Raw genomic sequence first — 12,527 nt, 5'->3', positions numbered from 1 at the left:
TCTCCTACTTCCCGAACCTGATGGCGACGCCGTCGCGCAGCACGGGCAGGTCGAACGAGTACTGGCGGGCGATGCCGCCTCCGATGTCCTCGATGCCGACGGTCGCCGAGGCACCGTGTTCGAGCTCGCCGGAGAGGCCCCGGTACTGGAAGGTGAAGCCGCCGGTCTCGGCGAAGACGACCTCGAAGCTGATCCGGGAGCGCGGCTGGTCGGCGAGACGGACGTCGCGCCATTCGACGACGAAGGAACGTTGTCCGGGCTTGCCGACGGTGGCGGTCTTGACGCTCGCGCGGCCGTCGACGACGAGGTCGTCCCAGAAGGGCGCGATGAGGCCGTTGGGCTTGTAGCCGTCGCCGAGGGGGCCGTTGGCGTAGTCGCCGAGCCGGGGCGCGGTGACGTTGAGCAGGCCGTTGGTGGTGACCGAGATCTGGTCGTGGGTGCCGTTGTAGAGCGCGACCGGGAACGGCAGGGCGATGGTCGTGGCGTCCTCGTCACCGGCGATGGCGACGGTGTCGCGACCCTTGATCCACGCCGGGCGGGTCTCCTCGCAGTGCCAGCCGAGCGTGTCGACCTGGTACGGAACGGTCAGCGCGACCGTCTCGTCGCCGTCGACGGTCAGGTCGGCGTGCAGGGGTCCGAGGCACAGTGCGGGTTCGGCGGGCACGACGGTGACGATGTAGGCGCCCTCGGCGATCTTCGGGAAGGCGAAGGAGCCGTCGGCACCGGCGGTGATCGCGTCGACGGGGGTCCCGTCGACGTGGACGCTCGCGGCGGGAACCACGCGGCCCTGCGGGTCGGTGACCTTCCCGGTGACCTTGTGCACGGGCGCGGAGGCCAGCGCGAGGTCGACGGTGGGCTCGGCTCCCGCGATCAAGTCCACTGTGGACGACGCGTCGTGGAAGCCGTAGAGCTCGCCGCCGACGGTGTAGGTGCCTTCGACCAGCCGCAGCTGGTAGTGGCCCTCGGTGTCGGTGAGGGTGGAGCGGGTCTGCGTTCCGGTGGCGGTGACGGCGACCTTGGCGAGGGGCTCGCCGGTCGTGGCGTCGGTGGCCGTGCCCTTGAGGAGCCCGGCGTTGCCGCGCGGTGCGTCGAGGACGGCCTGCCGGATGTCGAGGACGCCTTCACCGTAGACACCGTTGCGGGCGGCGGTGCCGCCGCAGCGCAGGTCCTCCTTGTCGGTGGCGCCGAGGCCGAGGGCGGCCGAGGTGCCTTCGATGTCGCCGGCGAGCGCGGGCGCGGCCGACCACAGCAGCGCGACGGCCCCGGCTACGTGCGGTGTGGCCATCGAGGTGCCGGACAGGGCCTGGTACTTGTTGCCGGGCACGGTGGAGACGACGTCGACGCCGGGGGCGGCGATGTCGGGTTTCCCGTCGGCGATGCTCGACGGGCCGAGGCCGGAGAAGCCCGCGACGGTACCGGTGGAGTCGACGGCGCCCACGGTGTAGGCGGCGGCGTTGTCGCCGGGCGAGTCGACGGTCCCGCAGACGCCGAAGCCGAAGTTGCCGGCGGCGAAGGCGGGGAAGATGCCGGCGGCGCGCCAGGACTCGATGATCTCGGAGTACCAGGTGTCGCCGCGTCCGCCGCCCCAGGAGTTGTTGACGATGTCGGGGGCGAGGTCGGGTCGGGGGTTCTGGCCGTTGAGGTCGGTCGGCGCGAGGACCCACTCACCGGCGCGCAGGAGCGAGGTCTCGGAGCAGGAGCGGGCCTCGCAGCCCTTCGCCGCGATCCAGGTCGCGCCGGGTGCCACGCCGTAGCCGTCGGCGCCGACCATGGTGCCCATGGTGTGGGTGCCGTGGCCGTTGTTGTCGCAGGGGGCGGTGGCGCAGGTGTTGGTGGGGTCGAACCAGTTGTAGTCGTGGCCGAAGGTGCCGTCGCCGTTGTTGCCACGATAGGAGCCGACCAGCGAGGGGTGGTCGTACTGGACGCCGCTGTCGATGTTGGCGATCACGACGCCTTCACCGCGGGTGGCGAACTCGCTCCAGACCTCGGGCGCGCCGATCATGTCGAGGCCCCACTGCGGGGTGCCGTCGGCCGCCGCCGCGGGCGCCGACGCGACCGGCTCGGCGAGCGCGGTGACCTGTTCGGAGCGGACGCGGGTGACCTCGGGACGCTCCGACAGGGCGTCGACGAGGCGCTCGTCGCCGGTGGCCTTGATCGTGTTGGCGATCCAGAAGGTCTCGTAGGTCGCACCGGCCGCGTCGAGGATCGCGCGGAGTTCGTGCTGGGTCGCGTCGGCGTGGGCGTGGAGTGCGTCGAAGGTGCCCTGGGCACGGGCCGCGTCGGTCTTCTGCGCGGAGGCCGCGCTCAGGTCGGCGCCGTCGTCGATGCGGAGGAAGAAGGTGGCCGTGCCGTCGTCGGCGAGGTCGGCGCGCACGGACGCGTCGATCTTGCCGGCGGCGTTGGCGGGCGGGGACAGGAATGGCGCGGCACCGGCGAGGGTCGCCGCGAGAGCGGCGACCCCGGCCAGTGCGAGCACGCGGGTTCTGGTGCTGGTCAAGGTCTCTCCTCGACCCGGGGGCGGGTCTGGTGTGGGGTGGGGGCGGCACCGCCGAGAGCGGACGGTGCGGGAGAGACCATATGGGAGATCAACACGGGCGAACAGGTTTGGACGTGGCGGTCACACGCCATTGGCCGGAGGTAGACAGGGGGCGGGTGGTGCGGTGATGCACCACCCGCCCCGGGTTCAGCAGCTGGCCAGACCGGGACGGCATTCGACCATGGCGGCCGTTCCGTCGCCTTGCACGCTGTTGCCCTCCAGGTCGTGGAGGTCACCGAGACTGTCCACGATGAACGCCTCCAGGTCGGCTTCGGTCATGTCGTCGCCGTACTCGTTCCACAGGTCGATGCCCATCTGCATCGCGAAGTCGTCGGCCGACTCGGAGCGTCCGGCGCCCGGAAGGCTGGCGCCCTCGATGAGCGTGGACGCGCCGAACCCGGCGGCCGAACCGACGTAGCCGTAGTGGATGTTCGACCACAGGTCGTAGCGCACCTGGTAGTCGGTACCTGGGACGTTGACGTACTGGTTGGCGATGTCGTCGCCGCCCACGCCGAGATACTCGCCGATGGGTCCCTTGTGATCCCACGGGCCACCGGGGCGGACCTTGCCGTACCACCAGGCCGCCCTGGCGGTATTGCAGCCCACGCTGGCATAGCCGCCGCCACCCGGGCAGGCGGCCATCGTGGTCGTGCCGGTACTGCCGGCGTTGGTCTCCATCTCACCGAAGATGTAACCGAGGATGGTCCCGAACTCCTTGTCCACCGCGAACCCATGGCCACCCGGGTACGTGATCGGCGGCCCCGGGCGAGGCCCCTTCTGCTGCCAGTCGTACCGGTCGGGCAAGCCCTTCGGCGGCTGGCGCGGCGGCTCGGCCTCACGGCCTCCGCGGACCGGTCCCTTGCCTCCCTTCGACGGTCCCTGTCCGCCGGATGGCGGCGGCGGGTTCTTCTTCGGCTTCTTCAGCTTTCCCTTCTTCGCCCCGCCGCCCTTCGAGCCACTCTTCACGCTCTTCAGCCCACTCGCGTCGGACATCACCGTCGGCGCGTTGTTCCCGTACGCGTACCCGTTGATCTGCTGCGGATCCGTCAGATCCATGATCGGGTCCGCCGACAGGAACCTCCCCACCGTCGGGTCGTACTCGCGTGCCCCGACCGTGGTGATCCCCACGTCGTCGTTCTCGATCCCGCCGACGAAGCCGCGATCGTCAGGCCACGTGTCCGCACCCGCACCTCGCACGTTCCCGAAGGGGTCCCTGCGCTGCACGGTCGCCGTCAGCGTGTCGCCGTTGACGATCCACTGGTTCGTCCCGTGGTGATCCCCGGCGAACCAGAGGATGTCCCCGAGCCCGTTACGAACACCGACCGCCGCACCACCATGGGTGTAGTACCGCGTGGCCTCGATCTTGCTCGTCGCCTTGGTGTACTTCAGTTCGTAACCGGCGACCCACGCCGTGATGTCGCCGTCGGCGTCGACGCGCAGCAGCCGCTGCCCGTCGGCGTTGTCGAAGAACTTCGCCGTACCCTCCGCCGACTCGATCGACTCCAGACGCCCGGTCGGCGCCCAGTTCAAGACGTCCACCGCGCCGTCGCGGTCGATGCCCGTGGTGAACCCGGCCTGGTCGTAGGTGAACGCGGTCGCGGCACCCGTCGAGGTCACCTCGTCGACCGCGTGCGGCTGCTCCGTACCGGGTTCGGCGTAGGAGTAGGTCTTCTCGACCGGCCCACTCGGCGTCCACTTCGTCTCGGCGGTCCGGTTGCCGACCTTGTCGTACCCGTACGACGACCGGTACGCGCCCGGCCCGCCGACGGTCCCGGCCGAGCACTCCCCCGACGCCCCGGCCTGCGCCCACGCCTCGGTGAGCCGGCCCAGGTAGTCGTAGCGGAAGCACTGCCGTTCCGGGTCCAGCCGCTCCGAGGTGTGCACCGGATCGTCGGCGATCGACAGCAGGTTCCCGGACTGGTCGTAGCGGTAGGACAGAGCCGCGACACCGTAGTTCGTGGCGTCGAACTCGCCCGCCGTGTCCTTGTCGAGGTAGAACTCTCCGAGCCTTCCGGTGCCCTCCTCATAGATCCAGGTCTGCCACACCTGGCCGGAGGTCCCGCCGACGTCGGCGGGGTCCCCGAGCCTGCGCTGGAGCAGCTGCCCGTACGGCGAGTACACGGCCTCGTCGACGTAGACCTTGCCGAAGCCGAAGTCGCCGCCCCATCCGGTGACGCGGCCGGCCCGGCCCATCTCGTCGTAGGAGTAGGTCATGATCTCCGACCGCAGACTCCCCACGGCCTTCGCCTCGGAGGTGTGCACGCTCCCGTCCTCGTTGTAGGCGAACGCCTCCCAGTAGGAGCCCGCCAGCGCGCCCGCGGCGGCCGGCAGATGCGTGTAGAGCTGCGTCGGACGGCCTTCGGGGCTGTACTTGCGGTTCTCGGTCGTCCACGCCTGACCGTCGACCCACCGGGTCGCCTTCCACGGCTTGCCGATCCCGTTCTCGGCGCCGTCGTAGCTGCGCTCGATCAGTTTCGTCGTGCCCGACAGCGTCAGCGTGGGCCGTCCGAGCCTGTCGTACTCGTAGGACAGCGCCTCGCCGTTCCCGTCGACGCTCGCGATGACCTGCCCGCCGGCGTTGTACGTGGTCGTCGAGGTGCCGGTGTCCGGGTCGTGCAGGGCGGTACGACGTCCACGCAGGTCGTACTCGTATTCCCACGTGTTGCCCGCCGGGTCGGTCACCTTGTCGAGCTGACCGTTGCCCGCGTAGGCGTAGAAGGACTTGTCGGAGGCGCCGGTCCCGCTGCGATCGAGGTACTGGCGCAACTCGACCGTGCGGCCAAGCGCGTCGTCCAATGTAGATGTCGCGGTACCGCCCTGCGGCGGGATCACCGTGGTCATCCAGTTCTTCGTGTCGCCGCCGAACCGGGTCGACGTGCGCCACTTCTCCGTCCCCTTGACGACGAAGACCTCGTCGGTGACCCGTCCGGCACCGTCATAGACGAACTCGGTCCGCGAGACGTCGTTGTTCCGGCTGATCCACACGAGCTTGCCGTTCGGCCCGGACTCGTTGTTGTACACGGCGTCCGAACTGTGGCGGGCGCGACCGTAGGAGTCGTACACGGTTTGCGTGATGAGCCGCCCGCCGTAGGTCTCGGCCTGTGTCTGCCGCTCACGCATCAGCGAGTCGTACAGCGCGACCGAGGTCACGTACGAACCGTCGTGGATCATCTTGTCGGTCGTGACCGTCGTCGGGGTGGTCGCGGAGACGTTGTAGGCGAACTTCAGGTTCGCGCCCTCGCTCGCCGGATCCCTTCCGGGGAGCCAGACCGCGGTCCGGCGGCCGAGCGGGTCGAGAGCGACGACGGTGCGCCGACTGTGAGGCTCCAACGTCGCGGTCGTCTCGCCCCAGGCCGGAGCCAGGGTCGTCGTCGTGACATGCCCGAGCGCGTTGGTCGTGACCGTCGAGGTGACCGGGCCGCCGCCTTCGGGCGTGTAGGCGGTCTTGGTGAGGTTGCCCAAGGCGTCGGTCGTGTTGAGCTCCCGGCCGAGGGCGTCGAAGGTCGACGTGCCGACCGTCTTGTAGACCGGTCCGCCACTCCAGCTTTCCAGGGCCTCCGCGCGGGTCATGAGCCCCTGCTTCGGCTGGGCGGTGAGAGAGTCGCTGTAGTCGTAGTACGCCCGAGCCGCGCCGATCAGGTCGGCGGGCCGGTTCACCGGCGCCGTGCACCCGACCGACACCGACTCCACGGTCGACATCAGGTCCAGGAGCCACACCGAGGTGTTGTCGGCGTACGTCGTCCGCACGCAGCGTTCGTCACCGGACTTGGCGACGTCTCCCATCGAGTCGACGCTGATCGCACGGCCATAGCCGTCGAACGCCGTCTCGGTGCGGGCCGTGCGCCAGACGGAAGGAGCGAGCAGGGTGCGGGTGTCCGTCCGGCGTTCACCGGTCAGCCACGCCTCGATGACACCGCCCTCGTAGGAGCGCTTCGCCGTCCGCGACGTCCAGTACCAGCTCGTCTCCGTACCGATCGGCGTCGTGTCGTCGTAGGACGCCGTCTCCCACTCCATCCCGGACAGGGCACGGTGGTCGGTGGCGGTGTTGCCCGCCGTGTCCGTCACCGTGACCGACCGCTTCTCGCCGCCCGGCAGCCGGTCGCCGTCGAGACCGCGGTAGTACCGCGCCCGGCTCCGCATCTGTGGTCCGGGGTCGGCCGGGTCTCCCACGCGCGTCACGACCTGCGCGTAGCCGCGCCACTGGTTCCAGTCGCGGTCCTTCTTCTCGACGAACTCCGCGTCGTTCCAGGCCCAGAGCGCGCCCGTCCCGCCGCCGTCGGTGGAGTAGTCGTAGAAACGCCACACCGTCTCACCGGCGCCCGTGGCGTCGGATTCGGCGATCGAGCGCACCACGTACTTGTGGAAGTAGACGTCAACCGGCTCGCTCAGCCCTTCCGGGGTGTAGCGGGAGGGGAAGCAGCGCCTGCTGTTCTGGTGCGCACTCGACGGCATGTTCCCGATGCCGCACTCCGGCTCGGTGTAGTTGATCGTCGTGACACCACCGGTCTCGCCCTTGATCGAGGTCAGGCGCGGGCGCCAGATCCCCGGGAAGGACTCGCCGGTGTCGACGCGGTTGGGCAGGAAGGTCCCGCCGAACTCGACCGCCGGCGTCGTGGCGGTCCCGCCTACGTGGCCGGTGTGCTTCACCGCGGCCAGCCAGAGGACGACCTGTTCGGCGTCGCCGTAGTTCTTGAACTCGTGCGTCAGCGCCCAGGAGTCCACTGTGGAGTAAGCACCGTTCGCGCCGACGTAGGTGGTGACGCCGACCAGCCGCTTGGCCGAGAAGAAGGCCGGCGAGTACTCCTCGCAGGTGCTCCCGGCCTTGCAGGACACGTCCCACGGCGTGTCCGGCCACTTCGACTTCTTCGGGTCCCCATTGGACTCGCGGCAGTCCGACAGGCAGCGGTCGGCCATGGTGAACTCGACCTTCGCCGTCGTCACCGTGCTCGCGTTCGTCCGAAGGCCGTACTCGATGCGCTGGAGCCAGCCGTCACGGATGAACGAGGCCTGCGTGTCGGAGTCGACCGCGGGCGAGTAGCGCCCGTTCTCGGTCTGGTAGGTGTAGCGCGCGAAGTTGCCGAACACGTCGACGGACTTGTCGAGCACCCAGCGGTAGACCTGGTCGCAGCGCGATCCCTTGAAGTTCCCCGACTTGTAGCAGGCTTCACCGGAGTGGTTGCCGAAGACCGGCACCGTCCAGCGCGAGCCCGCGACGGAACCGAAGTGGTGCACGGTCCCGTCGGTGGTCGTGATCTTCCACTGCTCGGTGGAGACCCCGCCCGCCGTCGCCGGCGAACCCGAGTACTCGACGCGCCAGTTGTCGTCGTCGGCGGCGCGCCACTTCCCGGTGGTGTCGTCCTTCACGAGACTCGTGCCGACACCGTCGAGGGTGACCGTGATCGACGGCGATTCGCCGTCCCAGCAACGGTCTCCGGTCGGGTCGTCGCCCTGGTTGCCGTCCTTGTCGTCGGCACACGACGTGTAGGTGCGCTCGATGAAACTCGGCGAGTAGGACCAGCCGTCCCCGACGATGGACGCCTGGTTGTTGCTGCCCGACGTGCGCCCGTCGTGCTCGGCGGACGAGTAGGACAGCGCCAGGGCCGGGACCGGCCCGGAGGCCGGCGGGACGCGCATGTCGTAGGTGTAGGAGAAGGCGCCCGACGAGCCGCCCTGCGCCCAGGAGGCGGAGGCCGTCAGGTCGGTCGCGGCCCAGTTGCCGTCGTTGGCGTCCCCGGCCGCGTCGGCGGCGCCGCCACCCCAGTCGGCGGCGACGTCGCTGAAGGCGGAACCGGCGCCGGACACGGCTTCGACCTGCGTGGAGGAGTAGGACTGCGGGTTGCGCTCGAAGTCGGCGACCGCCGAGGACGAGAGCACCAGCACGGACAGGAGCATCACACCGGTGACTCCACCGGCTCTGGTCTTGACGTGTCGCAAGGTCACGCCTCCTGCTCGTTCGTGCCGTACATGTTGGCGATGGCGCGGGGCGAGACCGTGCCCGTGAACGCGATGACGTCGTCGACGGTGCCGTTGAGGTGGCTCCATCGCGAGCTCGTGGTCCCGGCCGCACCGATGAGCAGCGGACCGTTGGCCCTCCACGGACTCGCCGGGCCCGCCTTGGTTCCCGCTTCGGCACCGTTGACGTACAACCGCATGACCTTGGTTCGCAAGTCGAAGGAGCCGGCCACGAAGTACCAGGTGCCCGTCACGACGGTGGGGCCGCCGTGGGCGATGCTGTAGACCGCGCCGTTGCCCGCGGCCGCGTCCTGCGAGGTCATCGTGAACTCGAAACCCTGACGCTCGGGGTTGTAGGCCAGCCGCAGACCCGTGTTGTGCGTCCCGGCGGCGGACACGATGGCCTGGCTCGTGGCGAGCGAGTCGAACTTGACCCACGCGCCGACCGTGAAGGACTCGTCGGTGTTCAGCACGGACGTGGACGTCGCCGCGCTGCCCGCACCGGTGAACTTGAGCGCCTTGTCCGGGCTGTTGCTCCGGTTGTCGGCGGGCTCGCAGTAGCCGGTGAAGGCGAGGTTCCGGCCGTTGCCGGAGTCGTCGGTGCCGCCTTCGAGGCTCCACCAGGAGGCGAGTTCGGGAGTGACGACCCCGATGCCCGGCATGGTGGCCCGGCCCGGGTCGCCGCGCCAGACGCGCACGTCGTGGAGCATCCCCTGGAACTGGCTCGCACCGTTGAGGCAGCCGACCGCGAACGGCGCGGCCACGTGCGTGACGGTGCGCACCGAGTTGTATTCGAGCTCCCCGTTGACGTGCAGGCTCACAGTCCCGGCGCCGTCATAGCGCAGCGCCACGTGCTGCCACACACCCGCCTTGGGCGGATGCGGGACGACCGACATCGGCTGGATCGACGACGCCGACGGCCCCTCGGCTCCCGCCGGTCCGTAGGCCCAGTTGCCGGTCTCGTCGATGCCGAGGACCACACCGTTGCCGGCCGAGTCGGCCTGCGAGAGGATCGCCTGGAACCTCCCGCCGCCGACCGTCGTGGGTTTCACCCACGCGCTGATGGCGTATGCCGCGTCAGACGGCAGGACCCCGGCAGTCGTCTTGGCGCAGGACCGTCCGTCGAGGACGAGCGCGCCGTCGGGACGGCCGAAGGGGTCGAAGCCCTGTTTCGCCGATTCGGGAAGGGTCAGCTCGCGGTTGAAGGATGTCGCGTCCCTGCCGTCTCCGCGCAGTTCCCAATGGGCGATCTCGCCCGCCGGAAGCTGTGCCTTGGCGGCGATCTGCGCGCTGGTGAGCATGCCCTGCCAGACGCCGAGGTTCTCGATGCCACCCGTGAAGAAGCCCGTGGTCGTGCCATCCGTCCAGTCGCGACAGCCCACGGTGAACGCATCCCTGGCGTTCCACGGGGTGAAGCTGACGGGGGTCTCGGCGACGATCGCTCCGTTGAGGTACAGGCGAATCCGGCCACCGTCAGGGTCGTAGTCGGCGGCGATGTGGACCCATTCGCCGATGGTCGCGTTGACGGCTTCCGCCTTGTACATCTTCGATCCCGCGCTGGGCGAGGACCACACCCGGAAGCTGATCATCTCCTCCAGCTCGGGGGCCCTGCGCTTCGAGATGATGAGGTCGAACATGCGGGCGCCCGCCAGCCCCTGACTCATGATCACCGGGAACCCGGTGATCCCTTCCTGGCTCAGCCGCACTCGGGTCGCCACGGTGAACGCGGCGTCCGTGCGCAGTGGAGCCGGGGCGGTCAGGCAGTCCTCGCTGTTGCTCAGGTACTTGTTCTTGGCGGTGTCGGTCACGAAGTCCGCACCACCGCTGAGGACGGTGAGGTCGTTGCCGTGGCCGGTGTCGTCGACGAGGTCACCCCCGAGCCGCCACGCACCCATCGACGTGGCGGGGATGTCGCGGCCGGCGAAGAAGGTGTAGACCTTCTCGCTCGACTTGTTTCCGGCCTTGTCCACGGCCCGCACGTACAGGACGTGCCGTCCGGCGGCGACCGCCGCGCGCGTGATCGTCGCGGTGCCGGTGGAGGTGACCCTCTGGTCGTAGGTCGGGGTGGTCCACGAGTACTCGAAGCGGTCGACGCCCGATTTCACGCCGTTGACCGTCGGGTCGGTCGCCGAGACCGTGAGGGCCACGTTGCTGCCCACGGTGACCGCGCCGGGTGGACCGATCACCGACGGAACGGTCGGCTTGGTCGCGTCGACCTTGAAGTAGCAGTAGCCCGTGTAACCCGAGTTCACCGCCTCGGTCTGCCGCGAGTCACTGCGCGCCTGCCACTTGTAGGAGCCGTCGGGCAGGGACGTCGTGGTCTTGCGGTTGACCGTGGAATACGGACCCACGGGATCCGGTGTGCGGTACCAGTAGTGGTTGGTCTCGGAGGCGACCTTGCGGACCCGGAACCTCAGGTAGACCGGCTCGTCCTCCCCGGAGCGCGCTCGCGCGGAGAAGGCCGGGTACCGCTCGTTCACCCACGGCGACCCCGACTCCGTCGGGTCGCAGCCGGTCCCGTCCACCGTCAGGCGGTCGGGCGTCGGCGGGTACACGTAGTACGTCACGTGCAGCTTCACCGACGAGGTCTGGATCCGGCGCCAGGCGTCCTTCGTGCCCTCGTTGGAGGAGCGCACGCCGAAGCTGATGGTCGCGTTCTTGTTGTCGGCCGCCGACTGGACGCGCTTCTTGACGTTCGCGCCGTCGAACTCGACCCACTCGTTGTCCTTACCCGAGCATCCCGTCTTGTTCGACGAGGGCACGGTCTTCGACTGAAGCGGATCACCGTAGTACCAGTCGACGCCGTTCCAGGAGGTCCCGTTGGAGATCTCGCCGGTGCGCCACAGCTGGAGGCCCTGGTCGCCACAGCCGCCCATGTGCGTCTGGAGCAGGTTCACGCTCGCCGAGGCGATGTACTTCCCTTTCAGGCCACCGATGTTGAGCGTGATGGCCGAGCGCCACAGTCCGCAGCCGCTGCCGCAGGTGCTCCACGTGTCCAGTCCGACGCGCATGCCGCCCGAGCGGGGCCAGCTGCTGTCGCCGGTCCAGCCCGTGCCGGACCTGCTGTCCAGCACGTTCGCCCACGCCTTGCGGGTCGAGGTGAACGGCGGGTCGATGTAGAGCGGGTAGGTGACGGCCGGGTCGGCCAGCATCCCGGTGTCGGGCACCAGCGTGAGGCCGGTGCCGGTGTGCTGCACGTCGACGTCGCCGATGCGGCCGGGGTCGGCGGCGGGCTCGTCGGCGGTGGCGCTGAAGGCCGAGGCCCCCTCGGTGCCGCCGCTCGACGAGTCCCACATGATGCCCTGGCCCGCCTCGAAGACGACGTTCCCGTCGGCGTCCAGCACGTCGATGCGGCCCGACTCGGGGTCTTCGGCGACGGTCAGGCCGACGGTCTCGATGCCGACCTCGATCGTCGCGAGCTCGGGGTTCGCCGCCGCCTCGGGCGTCTTGACGATCAGGATCCAGGAGAAGCCGACCGCCTCGGCCTGCACGGCGAGGTCGATGTCGGGGAGCACGTTCGGGAAGGTCGCGACGGAGCCGTTGATGCTCGGCGCGGGGAGCGGGCCCTTCGGCCAGCGCAGCGACAGGGAGCCGCCGTCGGGGTCGGTCGCGGTGACGAAGGGCGCGTTCCCACCGGCTCCGGTCTCGACACGGATCACGGTCGCCGCGGCGGCGGCCGAGCCGTCCGGGCGCGCGACGAGGGTCGTGTCGATCGGGATCCAGGTGCCGGTGGTGTCGCGGACCCGGTACGGCTCGACGGCGATCTCGGCGTCGAGCGTACCGGTCGGCGTGGCGAACACCTGCCTGTCGATGTCGCGCAAGGACACGACCTCGACGTTCACACCGCAGGCGAGCGCGAGGCGGTAGGCCTCGAACTCGTCCTCGGCGGAGGGCTCACCCGGGAAGTCCGGGCAGGCGGGGAGTTCGAGTGGTGGATCGGATGGTTCCTCTTCTGCGTAGACGGGCGCGGCGAAGGACGCCGTCAGCGCCGCCACCGCGAGGAACGCGGTGGTCAAGCGGGTGAGTGGGCGGGACATGT

3 protein-coding genes are annotated in these 12,527 nt (G+C 69.7%); all 3 read right to left on the bottom strand.

Features of this window, described 5'->3' with window-relative positions; translation table 11 throughout:
* Positions 1-4 precede the first annotated feature (4 nt).
* On the bottom strand, positions 5-2,497 hold the full coding sequence (locus HNR73_RS01215; RefSeq protein WP_184785311.1) for a S8 family serine peptidase: 2,493 nt from the start codon (positions 2,495-2,497) through the stop codon (positions 5-7).
* Positions 2,498-2,683: 186 nt separating this feature from the next.
* On the bottom strand, positions 2,684-8,476 hold the full coding sequence (locus HNR73_RS01210) for an RHS repeat-associated core domain-containing protein (RefSeq protein ID WP_184785310.1): 5,793 nt from the start codon (positions 8,474-8,476) through the stop codon (positions 2,684-2,686).
* Positions 8,473-12,525 (bottom strand): LamG-like jellyroll fold domain-containing protein, encoded by a 4,053-nt coding sequence (locus tag HNR73_RS01205; protein WP_184785309.1) that lies wholly within the window; start codon positions 12,523-12,525, stop codon positions 8,473-8,475. The genes HNR73_RS01210 and HNR73_RS01205 overlap by 4 nt, the downstream gene beginning before the upstream one ends.
* Between the last annotated feature and the right edge of the window lie 2 nt (positions 12,526-12,527).

It is taken from the genome of Phytomonospora endophytica (assembly GCF_014202425.1).
Lineage (GTDB): Bacteria > Actinomycetota > Actinomycetes > Mycobacteriales > Micromonosporaceae > Phytomonospora > Phytomonospora endophytica.
This window is presented reverse-complemented; position numbering and strand designations above follow the sequence as displayed.

What these genes read in the sequence shown, in the direction of transcription:
- HNR73_RS01205 (WP_184785309.1), bottom strand. Translation starts at nt 12,525, where the DNA reads ATGTCCCGCCCACTCACCCGCTTGACCACCGCGTTCCTCGCGGTGGCG.